Here is a 19,891-nt window from a genome sequence, read left to right on the forward strand (position 1 = left end):
TTTTCTTGATTAAAGGGAAGACAACTTCGAATCGATTTTTCTACTGATTGATCAGTTCAAAGCTTTGTAAAGAACTTTCGATTTCCTTCCGTTTTTTTCATACTTTATTTTTCTTTCCAAGGGCAGGATGGAAGGATCGGCTTCCTTAAAACCACCTTTTTGCATGAAATAAACATAGGCTCGAGTAGACAAGAGGAAAAGTTGCTTGAATCCTTGTTCGGAAGAGATTTTTTCGGCAAACTTCATCAGTTTTCTGCCTATACCTTGATTTTCGTAGTTTTTGGCTACCGAAAGACAGCCCAGTTCTGCCTGAGAAGTTTTCGGATAAGGGTAAATGGCTATGCATCCCACGATCTGATTGTCGCGTTCAAAGACGTAGTAAAAAGGAAGGTCCCGGGCAATATCGCTTCCTTTTCGGGGTAGAATTTCATCCGCTTCGATAGGTTCCTGGATCAGCTTTAAGATGGCGCCGATATCTTTTTTGCGTGCCTGCCTAATGGACTCATATTGATTGGCATAAATCATCGTGCCGATGCCCCGATTGGAAAATATTTCGGACAAAAGCGCCTCATCCATGCGCCCATCTAAAACATGGACACGGTTGACCCCATTTTTGCAGGCATGGATAGCATGTTCTAGTTTAGAGCGGATAACTTCGGGAAGCATCTTGGAACAGTTCTTGTGAAACTCTTGGGAAGCAGCCACATCCAGTTCTCGGATGAGTTTCCCCTCCTCGTTGAGTATTCCGGGATAGGGACAAAGATAGATCAGCTTTTCAGCATGAAGGGCTTCGGCAACAGACTGGGCGACCGCATCAGAATTAATCCTGTAGCTCTTTCCCTCGCCGTCATATCCAATGGGGCTTATCACCGGGATAATATTTTTTTGTAATAAATGTTCTATAAAAGGCACATCAATTTTTTTGACACGTCCTGTAAGTTGATAATCAATGCCCCCGACGATTCCAAAAGGGTGAGCAACGATGGCATTGGTGATGCATGCTTTTAGGTCAGAAGAGGAGAGGGCTTCTAATATTTGGAAACTCACTTTTGAAGAAGCCATAAGACTTAATTCGAAGGTCTTTTGATCGGTTACTCCAATTCCCGTGGTATCGGATAAATCGGTATCTAGGAGAACGGCAAGTTGCTTTAATTGATGCGCTATGCCGTGGACAAGGACTACCTTGATAGCCACACTTCTCAACACAGCTAGGTCCAATACCAGGTTTGAAAAGTTCTCGCAGGCAACGATAGCTCCGTCAATGGCTATGACGAAAACTTTTTCTCGAAATTGGGGGATATAAGCAAGGATTCCTCTTAAATCAGAAACGTTCATCTTTATAATAGCTTAAGCATGAAGTCTACTTCTCTTAACCGAACATATTTTTTATCCTTCATCCAATGAAAAAGAGAAAAGAATAAAAAAAAATTTATCCACCTTTTTCTCTGGGTATGAGTTTGCAAGCCAGCTTGATGGCGGAGATCAGGCTTCTTGGATCGGCTTTATTTTGGCCTGCAATGTCCAGGGCTACACCGTGGTCGGGAGAGGTTCTGATTAAAGGAAGCCCTAGGGTGACGTTGACGCCGGAATAAAAAGAGACGAGCTTAAAGGGAATTAATCCTTGATCGTGATAAGAGGCAACAACGCCATCATATTTTCCGAGGAGAACTTCTCTAAAAACGGAGTCGGGAGAAACCGGTCCATGAACGGGTAGTTCTTGGTTTCTAAGCTCGTTGATAGCGGGAATGAAAGTTTCGTTTTCTTCATTCCCAAAATTCCCTCCTTCGCCGCAGTGAGGATTGAGCCCAGATATGGCTATGGTGAGGTTCGATTTTTTCTTTATTTTTTTTAAGAATTCAAGGAGGAGAACCGATGCAAGCTTTATTTTATCTTTAGTTATAGACTTGATCGCCTGGTAAAGGCTAACGTGGGTGGATAACAAGGAAAGATTAATTTTTGGGCTGGACATGGCCATGATCACTTTGTCCCGGGGAACCCCGGCCTTGGCTGCAAAAAATTCGGTTTGGCCGGGATAAGGGAATCCTATTTGGAAAAGATTATCTTTGTGGATGGGAGAAGTGACAATAGCTTGAATCTCTTTTTTTTCCCACAGCTTATAGGCTTCTTCTAACGCTTCCCATGCAGCGGCGGCTGAGGAAGAAGAGAGTTTGCCGGCTTCAAACTTTGCTTTCGGTCCTATGACTTTGTAGTCGAACCGCTTTGGGATCTGGTTTGATTTTAAAGCCTTTGCAACGATTTCAGGACCGATCCCTGCGGGTTCTCCCAAGGTAATGCCTATGGTGGGAATGCGCATCTTACTTTATGAAAAATACTTAACAATTATAAAAAAAATTTAAAACATTTTTATGAAAGCTTTGGCTTTTAAATTATCCAGCCATTGTTGTTGAAGTTTTTGCCGTTGTTCCTGGATTAAAAGCCCTTCGATTTGCGTCCGAACCTCTGAAATGGGTTTAAGTTTACCCTTGCGCTTGTCTTCAAGCCGAATGATGTAATAACCGTCAAGGGTTTCTATGACTCCACTGGTTTGACCTGGATACATGGAAAAGGCGGCCTCGGCTATTTCAGGCCGCAAACTATCCTTTGTTACCCAACCTAGATCTCCTCCATCCATCCTTTTCGGTCCCTCGGAGTAGCTCCTTGCCAGTTCGGCGAAATCGGCTCCCAATTGCAGCTTGCTTAAGAGTTCGGTTGCCGTTTCCCTTGCCGGATCGTATTCTTCTAACTGCCCGTTGACCGTGGCTCGTTTATCTTTAAAAGAGGTTTTCTGTAAAAAAATGATCCGAAGTTTTACTTGGGGAGGCTCAAAAAACTGGGCGATATGATCCTGGTAATATTTTTCTATCTGGTATGGCGATATGATCACGGGTTCTGAGACGTTTTTCATTCTCATGGCTTGGACGATGATCTGTTCAAGAAGCTGCTGTTTATATTGCTCTTCACTTATGCCGCTTGCCTGGAGTGTCCTAATAAAGGCGATCCTATCCCCGTCAAACTGCGTGCGGATAATATCCCTGACCCTTGATTCGATGAAGGAGTCGGGGATAGCGTACTTTTTACTTTTGAAATCCTGGATGATCAATTCCCTGTCGATGAGCGCTCTTAGGGCACTGAGGCGGGCTTCCTTGATGCGATTGACCAGTTCGGATCCCTGGTAGGTCTCTCTCAATACCGCTTCATTAGGTTCTACCTGTTTCCTGACTTGGGAAAAAGTGATAACCTTGTCGTTAACAATAGCAGCAATACCGTCACTCCCTTGAGTTTGGGAAAACAAGTTTTGTTGTAAAAAAAGGAGAAGAAAGAATGGAAATAAAACTAGAAGCTTTCTAACCATTTTTTTATTTGCAAAATCTTATCCTTGGGTTCGGCTTCTATCAAGCGGGGGAATTTGCCCTGCTTTGTAAATAAATAATCGTTGTTTTTTATAAGCTTCAACTTGTCTCTTTCTGTTTCAACTCTTTCTATGCCTTTGCGTGCGGCAATGATACGGATTTCGACAAGGGAAAAGAGATGTTCTACAGGTTCCGGCCATGGTCCGTATCTATCTTTCCAGCTTTTTTTGATTTCTTCCAACTCTTCTGGCTGGCTGGCTTCGGCTAACTGTCTGTAAGCATGGAGCCTCTCTTGCCTTCTTTCCATGTAGGAAAAAGGAATGTAAGCTAAAGCATGCCGTCCTCCTCCAGGCTCGGGGAGCAAAAAATCAAGGGACAGCCGACAGTCGATTAGAGGTTCGGTCTCTTTGCCTTGAATCTTTTGGATGGCTTTTTTAAGCAGCTTGCAATAAAGTTCAAATCCGATGGAGGCGATATGACCACTCTGAGAAGTCCCTAGGAGGTTGCCGGCTCCACGTATCTCTAGGTCTCTTAGGGCGATTTGAAATCCGGTACCCAGTTGGGAATGTTCTTGCATGGCCTTTATTCTTTTCTTGGCGTCGGATTGTATGAACAAGTCCCTCGGAAGTAAAAGATAGGCATAAGCCTTTTGATTGGATCTCCCCACTCTTCCTCTTAATTGGTAGAGATCGGCAAGCCCAAAAAGATCGGCTCTGTCAATGATAATCGTATTGGCATTAGGGATATCCAATCCATTTTCGATTATACTCGTGGCGAGCAGGACATCGATTTTGCCCTCTACAAATCTTTCCATGACCTCTTCAAGTTCATGTTTTTTCATTCTCCCATGTCCAATATCGATTTTAATCGAGGGCAAAAGGGATTTTAACCTCGAGGCCACCTTTTCTATGGTTCTTATTCGGTTATGGAGAAAATAAACTTGTCCCCCCCTATTTAATTCCCTTTCAATAGCCTGCCGGATAACCCTTTCATCGTACGGGCCAACGATGGTTTCTATGGGGAAACGGTTGGGGGGAGGCGTTTCAATCAGGCTCATGTCCCTGGCCCCGGCCATGGCTAAATACAAAGTTCTTGGTATAGGCGTTGCGGAAAGCAGTAAGACGTCTATAAACCTGAATTTTTCTTTCCATTTTTCTTTTTGCAGAACACCAAATCGTTGTTCTTCATCAATCACGATCAGCCCCAAATCCTTGAACTCTACATCTGCGGACAACAATCTGTGCGTTCCCACCACGACATCTACGGTTCCTTCTTTAAGGCCGGCAAGAATCTCCTTTTCTTCGCTGTTTTTCACAAATCGGCAAAGAAGAGCTGTGTGAATAGGATAATCGGCGAATCTTTCCCTGAGGGTATTGAAATGCTGCTTGGCAAGAACTGTCGTTGGGGTAAGCAAAACGGCCTGTTTGCCGCCCATCACCGCCTTAAAGATGGCCCGGATAGCTACTTCGGTTTTCCCAAACCCAACGTCCCCGCAAATGAGCCTATCCATGGGCCTTTTGCTTTCCATGTCTTTTTTTGTCTCTTCTATGGCTTTTAGCTGATCTGGAGTTTCTTCATAGATAAAAGCCTCTTCGAACTCCTTTTGCCACTGGTCGTCTTGGGGAAAGGCAAATCCTTCGAGAACTTCTCTTTCCGCATTGATCTTGAGTAATTTTTCTGCAAGATCTGTAACCGCTTTTTGTGCCGCTCTTTTAGCTTTTATCCACCTGTTTCCCCCCAAAGAATCGAGTTTGGGTAGTTTTTTGGTGCCCCCAATGTACCGAGCGATAAGATGAGCCTGGTCTATGGGGACATAGAGCTTGGCTTGCTGGTCAAACTCCAGTTCGACCATTTCGGTGTTCGTTCCCTCTATCGTTTTAATGCCTTTAAACTTGCAAATCCCTTTTTGCAGGTGGACGACTATGTCCCCTTCCTTCCATTGTTCGAAAATATCGCTACCCAGCGGAGCCCTGAAATAATCGTTTTTTTGTTGGCTACGCAGCAATATCTTCTGGTTTTGGTACCTGCCGAAGATTTCTGCATCTGTCAAAATCGAAAGCTTGGCTTCAGGCCAGCAAAAACCCCTTAAAAGGGGACTTTTGGAAAAGAGGATTTTTTCAGTGCTAATGCCTTGGTTATTTAGGATTTCCTTGAGACGGGATTCTTCGCCTTCGTTATTGACAAAAATCACCACTTCCCATTGTTTTTCGATCCATCGACCCAGCGCCTCTAGAAATAACTGCCATCTTCTTTCCTGGTAAAACCAATCCCCTTTTGGAGTATCGAGAAAAAGGTGGCTCTCAAAATGGATGCCTACGTCGGGAATCGGTATTTCTGGGGATTTCGACCAAAATGTTGGTATCGCTTGAGGCAGGTAATCATGGAGGCTGGCCCCGCTCTTCAGCATATCTTCTAAATTGAAAAAGCAAAGATGGGCTTGAGCAAGGGGCTTGAATGAACGTTGGGTGATGGGATCAAATTGTCTTAAGGAAATAAGCCGATTGCCTTCCCATTCCATCCTCAGCGGATAGCAACTGTCCCAGCAGAAAGTGTCGATAATCGCTCCCCGTACCGCAAACTGGCCCCTGCAATCGACGGAATCGACCCTTTCATACCCGGCGGTGACCAGCTTTTCAATGACGGCCTTTCTATCAAAAGAATTTTCTACAGCAAGGGGCAGGCGCTTTTCTTTTAATAGCTCAGGAGAGGGAAGAGCTTCTTCCATGGCCTGTTCGGTAGTGATGATGATTCCAGAAGGAAAATCGAGAAGGCTGTAAGCCGTGCTTAGCCTTTCGGCTAAAAATGTCGGGTCAGGCAAGCTTTCTGCCGGCACAGGCTCAACTTCGGGAAGGATGAGATAAGGACTTCCCCAGCATTCTAAACCGAGGGCAATTTCGTTGGTTTTTTTTATGTTTTCAGCTATCACTAAAAGGGGTCCACGGTATACCCTGAGGAAAGAAGCCAGAAAGAAAGACTGGCCCGATAGAGGCAAAGAATCGATTGCGCAGTTTCTTTGCTCAATAATGCGGTGATGAAGATTTTTTAACAAGGGATGGTCCAGCCACTTTTCGTAAGAAAAGGTCATTTCTTTGCTTGCTTGGCTCGGACAACTCCCTTCTTTATTATTCTGTAAGTTTAAATTGAGAGTGGCCATGTTTGCGGTCAATGATACAGATAAAGTCTCCCCTTCTGGGGATCGTGTAAAAGCCTTCCTCTTCTAGTTCTGAGCCGAGATGGCAACAGGCGGAGATGCACTCGTCAAAAAGAGCGCAAAATTTTACTTCGATAAAGTCGGGGTTAAAATGGTACTCTTCGATGTAAAACTGGACCGTTTTCGAGGGCCATCCCTCTTCGCAATACTTTTCCAGGGGCAGGGCGGTCGGCTGGGACTTAAGCCAGTCCAGGAATTTCAGCTTGAAGAAGGGATCGTCTTCCTTGAGATCTATCAAAGGAAAAGCAGAACTTAAAAAAGTCATAAAAGTAATAAAAAAAAGGGAAAGTAGCCTAATTTTTTTATCGTCTAAAGGATTTCTTTTTAGCTTAACGCCATGTAAAAAATATCTAATGAGGAAATCATGGGAAATCAACTGCGCTTTTTATTGTTATGCTTTCTTAGCCTTCCCTTTTGGGGTTGCATCTACTCCCACTATCTTCCCGAAGAAGGATATGTCTATGGACTAAAGCTGGGAAAAGGACAAAAGAAGACTGTCGATGGAGTGGATGTATGGATGGGATCTAGACCCGATCGTCCCTACCGGGTGTATGGAACTCTTTATGACAAAAGGGGTAACGGGCCTTTCGAAAAAGGTCCTACCTTGAAGGGACTGGTTAAAAAAGCTAAACAAAGAGGAGCCGACGGCCTGATTATTCTTGTAAAAGAAAGGCAGTATGTTGGGGATACTCTCTATGCAACAAAAGTGGGGAGCGGAACCACGGAAAGCTTTTACTCAGCTCTTCTTGTCCGCTACCTTCCAGAATAAATTTCCCTATCCACTGCTTAACGAAGAGACAATCACTTCCTTGAGGTTATAACCGATTAAACCGTTTCTTTAATAGGAGGGGACTTTTTTGGATATCATCCGGGCGGCCTTGTTCGGGCTTCAAGGATGCCATTAAAAACTGATCCTAGGCTTCTTAGCGCGAATTTTTACCCTTCTTAGGACCTTCCAACCAAGGAAAACTCCTTGCCAAGCATTCCAATAAGCCGACCGGGGGAATATCCAACTCTGCCGCCTTGTCAGCCGGAAGAAAGAGCTTTAAGCTTATTCCAATTCTTTTGCTGGATGCCTCTATAACCTCTTCTAGTGATATTTGGCTTTGGATGCACCGGGGCCTAAAACCACAGCTCTTAGTTGCTTTATAGCCGCTATTCTTTGCCGCTTAAAAAACTGTGAAGATGCCCCGCCAAGTTTAAGCAGGCCCTTCCCATCAAAAACAAGCTCTTTTCCCATGGGTTTAATTCCCGGTTGAGCGGTAGGATTGCTCGAACTCTGCTCAGGCAAGCATTCTCCACTTTCTTTATTTCTCTATAGGGATAAAGAAAGCCTTCTTGATTACTTATCGCAATGCAAAGCTGATGCAGGGCAGGTTATGGTGAGCAGAAGCTTTCCGGTTCCTTCCAAGTCCTTGGACCATGAGAAAACCCTTTATAGGCAAAGGGGGGATTTTGAACTGGCTTTTATCCTTGCCAGGAGATGATCTTGAAGGCTCAAGGGATAATTTTTTCTAGGGCATGCCATGGAAGGAGGGCACATTTTACTCTTGCCGGGAACTGCCTTACCCCTTTGAGAGGGAACAATTCTTCGGGGATTTCGGCATTCCTTTTTTCTTTGCCGGTCAAAAAAGCCTGGAAGTTTTCTATCAAAGTCTTTATTTCTTCAACCTTCTTCTGCCGCACCACTTCCGTCATCAAGGAAGCTGAAGCCATGCAGATGGCACAGCCTCTGCCGAGGAAATGAACATCTTCGATCAATTGGTGAGGGAAGCCAATTTTGACAAAAACCCTGACAGAATCTCCGCAACTGGGATTTGATCCTTCCGCTTCCCGGAATTCGCCCTCCGGTTTCCCAAAGTTTCGAGGATGGCGGCTATGATCGAGAATAATTTCTTGGTATAGGTCTTGTATATCCATGGTTAGAGTCAAGGGGCTATTGTGAACCTTTCCCTCCTCACGAACGGAGCTTCCGGTAGGGATGACTCCCACCCGGAAGAACCCAAGGAGTCCCTGCTTCTGCGAGGGATAGCCAACATACCTTTCCTAAGGTGCCATGCACAAGCACCTTCTCCACAGCCGTTGGCTGGGTTCACTCCACTCCTATCCCCACCCGTAAGGCGGGTGAGCTCTTCCTGCAATATAGGCCAATTGACAGCCTTTGTCTAGCTGATATTCCATGACGATAATCCAAGGCAGAACCGATTCCGCTTCAAAGCTCCTGTTGCGGGCGGCCCTCCACGGTATCGCCTCCCTTGACGCGAGGGGAGTTAAATTGAGTTAAAAAAGCGCAAGCAGCTCTCCATTATTGCAATGAATTGATCCACTTCTTCTAAAGTATTGTAAAAATAAAAACTTGCTCGAACAGCAGAATCTATCCCTAGTTTTGACAGGAGAGGTTTGTTACAGTGGTGTCCCCCTCGTAAAGCTACACCGTAGCGGTCACAATAGCTGACAAAATCGTGGGGGTGCAGCCCTTTTATGGAGAAAGTAACGATACCCGCTCTCCTTTCCCTAGGACCTAGAGGAATGACACAGGGAAACGAAGAAATCTTGTTATAGGCATAAGAGCTAAGCTGTTCATCATGTGCAGCAATCCTATCCAATCCGATGCAACAGAGATAATCTATGGCTGCTTTCAGGCCGATAGCTTCCGCAATGGGCAGGGTGCCCGCCTCAAATTTATGGGGAGGATCTTTCCACCGGCTATCAAAAAAACCAGCTTCTAAAACCATGTTGCCCCCGTATTGATAGGGAGGCAACCTTTGCAGCAGTTCCTTTTTCCCATACAGGACACCGATACCGGTGGGAGCACACATTTTGTGGCCAGAAAAGGCCAGAAAATCACACCCTATTTTCTGAACATCGATCGTCCTGTGTCCTGCGCTTTGGGCAGCATCCACAACGCTCAACACCCCATGTTTGCTGGCCAGGGCACAAAAACTTTCTACAGGATTGATCGTTCCTAAGGTGTTCGATACATGGGTAAAAGAAAAAACGGCTATTCGGTTCTGAACAAAAATCTCTTCAAGCTTTTCCAGCCTTAGTCGACCTTCTCTCCCTTCAATGGGAAGATAAAACAGCCCTAGGCCCCTTTTTTTAGCCAGTTGTTGCCAGGGTAGAAGATTGGAGTGGTGTTCCATTTCGGTCAAAAGAATACCCTCTCCGGGTTTTAGAAGGGAGCCTAAAGAGGAAGCCACAAGATTAATCGATTCGGTGGTCCCCCTTGTAAAAATGATTTCCTCGGGACTGCGGGCATGAATGAAACGGGCGATAAGCTCGCGGGACTCTTCCAAGAGTTCTGTCGCCTTGTTGCTGAGTTCATGAAGTCCTCGGTGAACATTGGCGTTGGAATAGAGAAAAAAATCTGAAAGAGCTTCGATGACGCAGCGGGGTTTTTGAGAGGTTGCTGCATTATCGAAATAAATTAGGGGATAGCCGTTAATGCGTTGAGAGAGAATTGGGAAATCTTTTCTTAATGTTTCAATCTCTTCCATTTGAAAATTTATTCTTTAAGGGAGGAGGCTACAAAAATTATCTGAAATAAACTCCTCTCTTTTTTTATTCAAAGTAAAATTGATTAAGGGCTTTTAAGGCTTTAGCCCATAAGGGGAGTTTTTCTCTTTGATCCAAAGAAGATTCAGCCTTGAGATTGATTCTCTCTATCAGCTCTCCCGATTGGGTGTCATATCTAGAAAACACTTCTTCGAAATCAACAAAAAGATCGGTATAGCGTTTTAACCCGGTAAACCAGTAAAGAAAAAGGTTTGTCGCCATTAACCGCCGGTAAGTCCCCCTTAGCGGTTTTCTAGAATAAAGACAAGTTTCTTTACCGTGGTTACTAAAGCACCAGTTCAAAGAAAAACTCCCTTCAAAAGGGAAATATTGAAATACCCTGCCGAAGCGGTAGAGAACAAGATGGTTTTTTTGAATCCATCCTATCGTTCCATCTGGTCCAAGCCTGGGGAGGCTTGATCCTGCAGTGTCTTTTATTACTTGTGCTCTCTGCTTTTGGTCGATTAAGATGATTTCTCCTTTTTTAGGGGAAACAGGAAACAACGCATCGGAGAGAATGAAGTTTGTCTTTTTTGTGTCTAGGCTGACGGCCAAGGGTATATCCAGGGCAGAAATGTCTTTGGGATGAGAAAGCCTCACGGGCATGAAATCGAAATTGGAGGTGAGCAACCATTCCCAGTCCGGAGAAGATTCGCTGAGTTCACTTTCCTCAAGCCGGATGATTCTTTCCTGGCTCTCCAGTTCAAAGGCTTCGATGAGCGTAGATTGATCGTTGTTCTCCGTTAACATGCCGATGCAATCGATCTCCCTGTTTTCTTGGGGGTCGATATACCTAAAAGGAACCACGCTTTTAATTTTTGGGTATTGTCCTTGAAAATAGTGAAAATAGACAGGAGTCGGATCCTCTTGATCGTGAATTTCGGCAGCGACCAACTGGGTGGATCCTCCTTGTCGAGATGAACCGGCAGGGCTATTTTCTTCGAGCCAAAGAATCCATTTGCCAAAACGAAAAAGCAGGTAATCTTTGGCATCGGGACTGAGCGTTTTCCAAAGCCCCCTTCCTTCGGCGAAGCCAAAAGGAATGTCAAGCGGTAAAGAATCTTCAAAAACAGGGCTTTTTTTCAATAGCGAGGGCCAAAATTGCGGTTCAATAGCCAGGAGAAAAGTTTTAATTTCAGCGGGGGCTATCCATTGAACCGAATCATAAAAAGCATTGACTTCTCCGTAAAGAGTGGATCCGTTCCTTGGATTTATCCGGAGATCGAAAAGGGCCACGCGGGCTAGAGGTTTTATCCCTTCCTCTTGGTTGTCTTCATAAGCCCAAGCCACCAGAAGGAGGTTGAAAAAAACAAGGAGAAAAGACAATAAAAGAAAGTTTTTCACGACACCCTGCTTTTCTTTGTTATTCAAAACTCGATGGTTATTAAACAATTTTTTAAGCTTATGGTTGTAAGGCTCTTAGCCGTCTGCCATGAATCATTCTCCGTCAGTTTAGCTCGATCAAAAATAAGGAGCCATTAAAGTTGTCAGCAAAGCTTTGCTTATTGCCAGCTATTTGCCGGGTTCCCATGGAAATGCACTATAAAACTTTAGGATTAAGGGAATAAAGGAAAAATGGAGGGAAAAAAAGGTTTTGGGAAAAATAAACTAAAGGGTTAAAGACCCTTGGCTGACCAGCTTAAATGTTTCCCTTGCAATGACTGACTCTTCGTTGGCCTTGATAATTCTTATTTGGGAAGGAGAGCTATCCGTAGAGATAATTGCGGCATGAGATTCGTTTCTAGTGGTATCAAGCTCGATTCCCCAAACATCCAAGTTTGCGCAGATTTTACCGCGGATCAGGGCCGAATGTTCTCCAATGCCTCCCGTAAATACGAGGATATCTATTCCATTCAAAGCGGTAATCAATGCTCCTAGGTGTTTTCTTGCCTGGTAAACAAAGATTTCTATGGCTTCCTTGGCTTCTTGGGTATTATCTTCGAGAAGATCTTTCATGTCCGAGCTTATACCGCTTAATCCCAGCAGGCCGGAGCGGTTGTTTAAAAGGTGATAGACTTCGCTCGCCGGCAGCCCTTTTTCTTTGACAAGATAAAGAACCGCCCCCGGGTCGATATCCCCGCAGCGGGTTTCCATGACTAAACCGGACAGGGGAGAAAATCCCATCGTCGTGTCCAGGCTTTGACCCTTGTAGACGGCCGTCATGCTTGCTCCGCCTCCTAGATGAGCTATAATCACTTTTCCCAGGGCTTTTTCTTTCGCCATTTTTTTGAGTTCTTCCATGACGTGTTCGCAGGACAATCCATGAAAACCGTAGCGCACGATGCCCATTTCTCTCAGCGACTTGGGAAGGGCATACTGACGGGCATAATAGGGAATTGTCCTGTGAAAGGCGGTATCAAAACAGCCGATGTTTTTTACATGGGGAACCTGTTTGCGAAAAGATTCAATGGCCAGGATCTGGCTTGGTAGATGCTCGGGGGCAAGAGGGATCAGTTCCTTTAAGTTTTGCAGGGTTTCAGAGGTGATCAACCTTGGTTCCCTGTAAAGAGAACCCCCGTGGACTATCCGATGCCCTACGGCCAAAAGTTTTTCATCGAGCCGGTTTTTTTTAAGAAAGCTGAAAAGCTGGGCAATAGCCTCGTCATGATCTTTAAGCGGAAGGAAGAGTTCAAAAATTCTTTCTCCCTCTTTGTTTTTGAACTGGATGTGGCTTTGCGGCAAGCCGATTCTTTCGATGTGGCCTTCAAGAAAAAGGGATTGGCTGTCGGAGCCAAAAAGACTGATCTTGAGGCTTGTCGACCCACTATTAACAGTCAGGATAAAGGATCGATCTTTTCCTAGCATGGCCTTTGCGTGGATTTTTTATCCCCTCATCGATAAAAGAGGGTCACCGTTGGATAAAAGATTTGCCCTTTTTTTCGGCTATAGCGGAATGAAACATCAAAAATTCGGCGATGTTTTCTTTTGTTAAAAGCCCAACTAGAAGGCCGTTGTCGGTCACCGGGATAGCCGAGTAGGGAAGGGATTGGATTTTTGAGAATACCTCTTCGGCTTTATCCGAAGCTTCCACAGAAATGAAATCCCTGCTCATGACTTCATCTACCGAAGCTTCTTGGCCTTTTTGCATGAGTCCCATGAGGAGATCCGCCCTGTAAAGCATTCCCACAAGCCTGTCATTGTCTATGACAGGAAAATCATGTTGTTGGCTGGCCAAGGTCATTTCAACGGCTTTGGCGAGGGTATCGTAGGGGGATAAAACGTGAAATTCCCGGAGCATGAGTTGACTGATGGATGTTTTACTCAAAGTGAATTTCACCTCCGCCATGTTCGACTCTTGTGAAGCCCCAAACCAGACAAAGAGAGCGATTAAAATAAGGAAGGGATTGGAAAAAAGCCCGATAAATCCAAAGACTAAAGCGATTGTCTGGCCCACGGAAGCCGCTATCCGGGTGGCATGCAAAAAATCCATTCTTATTCCCAGCAGCCCCCGCAAGATTCTTCCCCCGTCCATAGGGAAAGCGGGAATCAGATTGAAGCCGGCTAAAATGATGTTGGTCCAAAAAAACTGGGCAAGGAGATTGCCTCGAATGAGATCGAGTTGGGAGAGATCAAAGGGAACTCCACTGAGGATAATGAGAATATAGAAAAGCAAAGCCAAGATCAAGTTCACCGCGGGTCCGGCTACGGCAACAACAAGCTCTTGGATAGGATCTTCAGGAATTTTCTCGAGTCTTGCCACTCCACCTATGGGCAGTAAAGTGATGTCTTTTGTGGAAATTTTGAAAAAACGTGCCGCTGCGGCATGACCCAGTTCATGGAGAACGATGATAAAAAAAAGGGCCAAGGTAAAAAGAACTCCCAAAACCGCATCCTCGATTCTTCCCCTTTCAGAATAATGGACGATGGCGATCCAGCCAAGAAGGATCAAAAAAGTGAAATGAACGTAGATTTGGATTCCAAAAATCGATCCTATTTTCCAGGAAAATTTCATTCGAAGGGATTTTTCTTATTATGATTTTTATTTGCAGAAAAATCATCTCCTATCTTTTAAAGAAGTCCTTTTTCCCGAGTTCACGATGAAGCGGTATAAGGTTAGCCTTTGATGCATATTAAAGGATCAAGCCGTGCCACGAGTTTGGCTAGCTCTGCCTTGTGGGCCGCTTCCACGACGTCACTCACGTCCTTGTAAGCCAAGGGAGCTTCTTCTGCAACTCCTCGTTCCGAAACCGCCTTGATGATAATGCCTTTTTGTTCAAGACTGCGGATGATTTCCTTGCCTTTCCATTCCTTTAAAGCCTTCGACCTGCTCATCGCTCTTCCCGCTCCGTGTACGGCCGAAGAAAAGGCTAACTGTTCACTCTGGGCCGTCCCGGCTAGGATATAAGAATGGGTGCCCATACTGCCGCCAATGAGCACGGGTTGGCCCGCTTCTCGAAAATCTTCGGGAATTTCTGGATTGTTGGGGCCGAAGGCGCGGGTCGCTCCTTTCCTGTGGACGTAGAGCTCCTTGAAGTGTCCGTTGACCGCGTGTTTTTCTACTTTGCAGGTATTGTGGGAGACATCGTAAAGAATAGGCAGTTCAATACCGGGGAAGAAATAGGAAAAGACTTTTCTAATGAGCTGGGTAATGATCTGCCTGTTGGCCAGGGCACAATTGATCCCTGCGCGCATGGCCCCCAGGTACCTCCTGCCTAGCTCTGATGCAATAGGAGCGCAAGCCAGTTCCCTCTCCGGCAGATCAATTTTTAACTTTTGAGCACAAACAACCATCTCTTTCAAATAATCTGTGCCGATTTGATGCCCCAATCCCCGGGAGCCACAATGGATGCTCACCACGATGTCTCCTAGATGGATAGAAAATATCTTGGCTAGGGCTTCATCAAAAATTTTCCCCACAACCTGGACTTCCGCATAATGGTTCCCCGATCCGAGTGTGCCCATTTCTTTGGCCTGTCTTTCCTTGGCTAAATGAGAAACGGCCTGCGGATCAGCACCGGGCATACATCCTTGCTCTTCTATTCGATAAAGATCCTTTTGTAGTCCATAACCTTTTGCAATTGCCCACTTCGCTCCTCCCTCAAGCATTTTGTCTATCTCCGTCTTATCGAGAACGATCTTGCCATGACTGCCTACCCCGGCCGGGATTTCTTTAAAAAGCAGTTCAGCCAGTTTATTTTTAATCGGTTGAATATCTTTTTCCTTGAGCCCTGTCAGCAGGGTTCTCACCCCGCAAGAAATATCAAAACCTACTCCTCCGGCGGAGATTACCCCTCCTTCCTCCGGATCGTAGGCGGCCACACCGCCTATGGGGAATCCATAACCCCAGTGCGCATCAGGCATGACAAAGGAAGCCTTCACGATTCCCGGCAAGGAGGCAACATTAGAAGCCTGTTCGGCAACCTTTTGATCCATTGCCTGGACTATTTTTTCAGAACCGTAAATAAGCACCGGAACGCGCATCTTTCCCTGGGGAGGGATTTTCCAACAGAAATCGGAAACTTTTTCAAGGCCGGCTAACTCCATATCGGTTACCTCCTGTTAAAACAATAAGCTTGGAACAGGGAATTTTCAACGAGACGACAAAAGAACATCTCAAGGTATTTCTCGACTAAACGTCTACAATGCATTGGGCGATCCATTGGCCGTCTTTTGCCTGTCCGAAGAAAAGCTCGCTAAAAGTAGCTCCCTTGATTTCGACCGCCGGGGAATGTTTTTCTCTGTCTACCGTTTCTCCCCAAACAATCCCGCGCAGAACGGGGAGATTCAAGGTTATGTCAAACCGACAAAAAAGCATGTTCTCGGTAGCCATCTTGAAGATGAGACTATTTAACCAATCGTAAAGCAGCAGGTCATAACTGTCGGCTTCACAGCAAAGGGTTAGAGATTTCTGGGGATCTACTTTTTGGGGATCGGTGATGACGGCAATCAGGGCATAAGAGACGGCTATGAGAGCTTCCCTGGGACTTTTGCCAAACCCCCTTATTCCAATATCCGCCATGTGGGGAAAAGTTTCCCACCGCAAGGAAGAGATCTCCTCTTTGTCAAGATCCATAAGAGAATCTAATCCAAAAAGGAAAATTTTACCTCAAGCAAAATGTTTTTCTTTTATTTGGGCCGTAAAATCAGTTTATTTTCCAAGAGATGTAAAAAAGATTAACAGTCCAGGGAAAAGGTGAGAATCATTCTCCCCCAAATATCAGAAAAAAAATCGAGATGGGGAAAACAAAACCAAGGCCGGGCAGCCGACCTGCGCCGCCTTCACCTTTTTTTAAGAACTTATCATTGGTTTGCAAGGGTGCTGAAAAAAAATCTCCCTCATCTATCTACCGGTCTTTTAATAGGAGCGGGAGAGGGATTTTTAGGCCGTTTTCTTTATAACGATCCCCTCCTTCGTGAAAAAATAGAAATCATCGGGTTGGACATCGCTCCAAGACCGGTCAATTGGCCTCTTCCATGGAAATGGATCCATGGAGAACTCCTTAAATTTGACGGCTGGAACAGATATTCTTTTATCCTAGCCAACTGGGTTTTTTATGCCTATGACGACCAGGATCTAAAAAAGATAGGGGAAAAAATCCTGGATAGCAACGCCTCCTTGTTGGTTTTTGCAGAGCCTTATCGATCCCGGGTCCACAGCCTAGGACTTCTGTTTTTTAGCACATTAGGCCTCATTCGTTCCTCTTATCCGGAAATTTCTACCGCGGTACAAGCCGGATTTCAAGGAAGAGAATTAATCGAGGCCTTGAGGCTGGAAGATGGCCGTTGGAATATTTCCCTGAGTTCTCCTTTTTGGATTTCTCAAAGGTTAGTTGCCCGGCGTTTTTAACTTTCTTTTCGTAAGCTCTTTTTAAGCCGCCGTTTTTTTTCTCGATGAAGATCTTCTGCCCAACTCAAGCCAGGGGACAAGGCTCATCATCATCCTTCTTTTCCCGACTCGAGGGAAACCCCAGAAAGAGCTTGCTTAGGCTTCGTCCTTAGGGCGCCACTTGAGGACAAGAGAGCGGTTCTGCGCATCTTTATGGTAGGCCCGGGTGCTTTTCCCGAAGAGCAAGGGATCAAGTGCAGAACCGATGTCCAGGTAAACATGGTTGGGAGAGATTTCCCAAAGGGCATGGATCAGGATCTTGCCTAAAGGACCGGCTGCAACTAAAAAGAGGGAATGATCCGACCGAGTGGCCATCCAATCGAGACGGCCCAAAATGGCATTTTTATTTTTTTCCCAGAACCTTACGCAACTCCCTTCTATAGGAAAGATATCTTTTGCCCCGGTAATTTCACGGATGAGCCGAGGATTGATTCTAGAGTTGCCTATAAAACAGACTTCTTTTGGCCAATTTTTAATCCGCGGCAGGTATTCCTTGAGAAAAAGATCGTGGTTGGCATTGGCAAAAAGGGCGGCAAAGGTAACTTGGGATAGGGGAGCTTTGATGTAGTGCAATACCGTCCTGTGCATTTCTGGACTGGTGTCCCACGAAGGAACCCCGTAAAAGAACCGGCGGTCAGTTAAAAGGAGAGATTTTCTGAGGTCCGCTCTGAAAGAAAGGTTTTTGCGGGGGTTGTACTCCCATTCCCCCTTGCACCCTACCCTTTGATTGGAGAGGATTAAGGCTTCCCCGTCGTTGTAGCGGCTAAAGGCAAAAGGCTCTTTCTCATCCAAAAGCGAAAGCAGAAGGTAGAAATCTTTCCTGAAATCTTGGGTCATCATGGTCGGGTTTTGTTTTGTTGCTTGGGGAAAAAATGGGAAAGGGCTTGGGATCGAATGGCTTCATACTTGCTTTTTCTTTCGAGCACTAAGGAGGGAGATAAAATGGCCTTCCCAAAAAAAAGAAGAAAAAGCTCCCAATGACTCTTGAGGAGTTGAAAAAAAGCGATGCGATCGATAGCTTGTTTTGTATAGTGCTTGTGGTAAAAAATGTACTCGGCTTTGAGCTTTCTTTCCCAGAGCAACTCTGAAGATAAAGTTTCACTGCTGTGCCCCCCAATGTGATAAGCTTGGATCTGGGGATAGTAAGCGAGAGAAAAACCCAGTTTGCGAATGCGCAGGCAAAGGTCCTGGTCTTCGCCGTAAAGAAAGAACTCTTCGTCAAAACCTCGGAGCCGATCGAGGATTTCTTTTCTTACGGCTAGGCAGGCTCCAAGGAGAGCCGCAATTTTCCCTGGAAATTTGGGTATGGATCCTTTAGCCCATTTTTGGTTGGGGTAAGTCAGGCTCATGCTTGGTTGTAGGGTGCCGTCCGGATAAAATAATGCAGGACCGATGGCTCCTGCTTGTTGTTCTTCATCGAAAAGGTGAGCTATTTTTTTTAAAAAATAAGGGTTTTTAATGATCACATCGGGATTAAGGAACAAAACGAATCGGCCTTTTGCCCTATCCAAGGGCATGTTCGCCGCTTGTGAAAAACCCCTGTTAGTGGGATTGCTGATGAAGATAATCTCCCGGGAATACCCTTCGAGGATATCTTGCGTCCCGTCGGTCGAGTTGTTATCTACGACAAAGATCTCTAGCTTGGTGCCTTTTTGGGCAAACAGCGCTTCCAGGGCCTTTCTTATAACATTTTTGCTTTGAAAAGTGACGATTATAACCGACCAATCTAGAGAATATTCCACTACCGGCTGCTCAATCATGACACTATAGCCAAAACTGCCCCTTTTCTTTGTCAATAAAGAGTAAAGAATTTATTGTTGTTTGGATAACAACTGTGAAAATTTTAGCAAAAATTTATGGAAATTAAACATCTTTATTTCCATTTCCCATTTTGTTCCACGGTTTGTCCTTATTGCGGATTTTACGTCACGACAGCCGCAAGAAAGGAAATTTACCTCGTCATTGAGGCCCTGATAAGAGAAGTGGAACTGCTCAGCACTACCTTTCGGTTAAATCCCCAAACTCTCTTTATAGGCGGAGGGACACCCTCGCTGGCCAAGCCGGCTGAAATAGATCGGCTGCTTGCGGCGATTCCCAAAGAAAACGTTAAGGAAATCACCATTGAAGCAAATCCCAGGACTGTGACCCTGCAAAAAGCGGTTCAATGGAAAGAATCGGGTATTAACAGGGTGAGCTTGGGTGTCCAGTCTTTGGATGAAAAGGAGCTTTTGATCCTTGGAAGAAGGCATAAACCTAAAGATGTTGTCGATTCGGCAAACGCTCTCAGAAAAGGAGGCATAGAAAATATTAACCTTGATTTTATATTTGGCATTCCTACCCAGGGTGTCGAATCTTTTAAAAGGAGCTTATACAGGGGTTTGGAATTATCCCCGAAACACATTTCTTTGTATTGCCTGAGCTACGAGGAGGGAACACCTTTTTTTGAAGAGATGAAAAAAGGAAGGTTCGTTCCGGATGAAAAAAAAGAGATCGAAATGATGGAGATGGCCTGCGAGCTTTTAGCTGACCATGGTTTTGTCCGCTACGAGGTCTCCAATTTTGCTTTGCCCGGCTATCAGTCCCTTCATAATAAGGCTTACTGGCAAGGAAAAGATTATTTAGGGATAGGGCCCAGTGCTTGTTCAACGGTCGGAAACAAAAGATGGTCCAACCTAAACGATTACATCCAATATGTCCAGGAGCTTCAAGAAGGGAGACTGCCCATTAAGACAATGGAAAGTTTAGATGAAGAATTAAAAAAGAAAGAAAGGCTGTTTTTGGCTCTGCGTACGGACGAAGGCATAACCTTAGGGCAGGAGGGAGAAAAGGAAAAAAGGACCGTAGAATGGCTTGTTGAAGAAGGACTTGGGTATATCAAGGAAAATCGTTTCATTTTAACCAATCGGGGTTTTCTCCTCGCCGATGAAATTGCCCTTTACTTTTTATAGT

17 protein-coding genes are annotated in these 19,891 nt (G+C 45.1%); 3 read left to right on the forward strand and 14 right to left on the reverse strand.

Features of this window, described 5'->3' with window-relative positions:
• Nucleotides 1-51: 51 nt before the first annotated feature.
• The 5 genes from argA to MINF_RS11080 form a co-directional block, all read right to left on the reverse strand.
• Nucleotides 52-1,335 carry an amino-acid N-acetyltransferase gene (gene argA / locus MINF_RS01280; RefSeq protein ID WP_012462632.1) on the reverse strand — a complete coding sequence of 428 codons (1,284 nt, stop codon included), beginning with the start codon at nt 1,333-1,335 and terminating at the stop codon, nt 52-54.
• Between the two features lie 94 nt (nt 1,336-1,429).
• Nucleotides 1,430-2,314, reverse strand: coding sequence for a PdxA family dehydrogenase (locus MINF_RS01285; RefSeq protein WP_012462633.1), 885 nt, complete (start codon nt 2,312-2,314; stop codon nt 1,430-1,432).
• A gap of 39 nt (nt 2,315-2,353) precedes the next feature.
• The gene (locus tag MINF_RS01290; RefSeq protein WP_012462634.1) at nt 2,354-3,352 is read right to left on the reverse strand and encodes a peptidylprolyl isomerase; all 999 of its coding nucleotides are present in this window, start codon (nt 3,350-3,352) and stop codon (nt 2,354-2,356) included.
• A complete protein-coding gene (gene mfd / locus MINF_RS01295; protein WP_238523516.1) occupies nt 3,334-6,435 on the reverse strand; it encodes a transcription-repair coupling factor in 3,102 nt (1,033 codons plus the stop codon). Before mfd ends, MINF_RS01290 begins: the two co-directional genes overlap by 19 nt.
• A gap of 37 nt (nt 6,436-6,472) precedes the next feature.
• Nucleotides 6,473-6,826, reverse strand: coding sequence for a hypothetical protein (locus MINF_RS11080; RefSeq protein ID WP_187146952.1), 354 nt, complete (start codon nt 6,824-6,826; stop codon nt 6,473-6,475).
• A gap of 99 nt (nt 6,827-6,925) precedes the next feature.
• Between MINF_RS11080 and MINF_RS01305 the strand changes: the two genes are divergently transcribed.
• A complete protein-coding gene (locus MINF_RS01305) occupies nt 6,926-7,330 on the forward strand; it encodes a hypothetical protein (protein ID WP_012462637.1) in 405 nt (134 codons plus the stop codon).
• 728 nt (nt 7,331-8,058) lie between these two features.
• Here MINF_RS01305 and sufU read toward each other — a convergent pair.
• The 7 genes from sufU to MINF_RS01345 form a co-directional block, all read right to left on the reverse strand.
• On the reverse strand, nt 8,059-8,481 hold the full coding sequence (gene sufU, locus MINF_RS01315; RefSeq protein WP_048810021.1) for a Fe-S cluster assembly sulfur transfer protein SufU: 423 nt from the start codon (nt 8,479-8,481) through the stop codon (nt 8,059-8,061).
• A 350-nt stretch (nt 8,482-8,831) separates the two neighbouring features.
• Nucleotides 8,832-10,058, reverse strand: a complete 1,227-nt coding sequence (locus MINF_RS01320; protein ID WP_012462641.1) for an aminotransferase class V-fold PLP-dependent enzyme — start codon at nt 10,056-10,058, stop codon at nt 8,832-8,834.
• Between the two features lie 64 nt (nt 10,059-10,122).
• On the reverse strand, nt 10,123-11,460 hold the full coding sequence (locus MINF_RS01325; protein ID WP_148205075.1) for a hypothetical protein: 1,338 nt from the start codon (nt 11,458-11,460) through the stop codon (nt 10,123-10,125).
• Nucleotides 11,461-11,724: 264 nt separating this feature from the next.
• Entirely contained in the window at nt 11,725-12,921 is a 1,197-nt protein-coding gene (locus tag MINF_RS01330) for an acetate/propionate family kinase (protein ID WP_012462643.1), read from the reverse strand.
• A gap of 43 nt (nt 12,922-12,964) precedes the next feature.
• Nucleotides 12,965-14,068, reverse strand: coding sequence for a site-2 protease family protein (locus tag MINF_RS01335; RefSeq protein ID WP_048810022.1), 1,104 nt, complete (start codon nt 14,066-14,068; stop codon nt 12,965-12,967).
• Nucleotides 14,069-14,169: 101 nt separating this feature from the next.
• Nucleotides 14,170-15,600: an RtcB family protein gene (locus MINF_RS01340; RefSeq protein WP_012462646.1), complete on the reverse strand. Its 1,431-nt coding sequence runs from the start codon at nt 15,598-15,600 to the stop codon at nt 14,170-14,172.
• An 85-nt stretch (nt 15,601-15,685) separates the two neighbouring features.
• Nucleotides 15,686-16,129, reverse strand: coding sequence for an archease (locus tag MINF_RS01345; RefSeq protein ID WP_048810023.1), 444 nt, complete (start codon nt 16,127-16,129; stop codon nt 15,686-15,688).
• Nucleotides 16,130-16,249: 120 nt separating this feature from the next.
• Between MINF_RS01345 and MINF_RS01350 the strand changes: the two genes are divergently transcribed.
• The gene (locus MINF_RS01350) at nt 16,250-16,903 is read left to right on the forward strand and encodes a hypothetical protein (protein ID WP_012462649.1); all 654 of its coding nucleotides are present in this window, start codon (nt 16,250-16,252) and stop codon (nt 16,901-16,903) included.
• A gap of 135 nt (nt 16,904-17,038) precedes the next feature.
• Here MINF_RS01350 and MINF_RS01355 read toward each other — a convergent pair whose 3' ends face one another.
• Nucleotides 17,039-17,782 carry a hypothetical protein gene (locus MINF_RS01355; RefSeq protein ID WP_012462650.1) on the reverse strand — a complete coding sequence of 248 codons (744 nt, stop codon included), beginning with the start codon at nt 17,780-17,782 and terminating at the stop codon, nt 17,039-17,041.
• Complete coding sequence (locus tag MINF_RS01360) at nt 17,779-18,702, reverse strand: glycosyltransferase family 2 protein (protein WP_048810024.1); 924 nt, start codon at nt 18,700-18,702, stop codon at nt 17,779-17,781. Before MINF_RS01360 ends, MINF_RS01355 begins: the two co-directional genes overlap by 4 nt.
• Nucleotides 18,703-18,798: 96 nt before the next feature.
• On the opposite strand from MINF_RS01360, the gene hemW reads away from it, so the two are divergent.
• Complete coding sequence (gene hemW / locus MINF_RS01365; protein ID WP_012462652.1) at nt 18,799-19,890, forward strand: radical SAM family heme chaperone HemW; 1,092 nt, start codon at nt 18,799-18,801, stop codon at nt 19,888-19,890.
• Nucleotide 19,891: the final 1 nt, after the last annotated feature.

It is taken from the genome of Methylacidiphilum infernorum V4 (assembly GCF_000019665.1).
Taxonomy (GTDB): Bacteria; Verrucomicrobiota; Verrucomicrobiia; order Methylacidiphilales; family Methylacidiphilaceae; genus Methylacidiphilum; species Methylacidiphilum infernorum.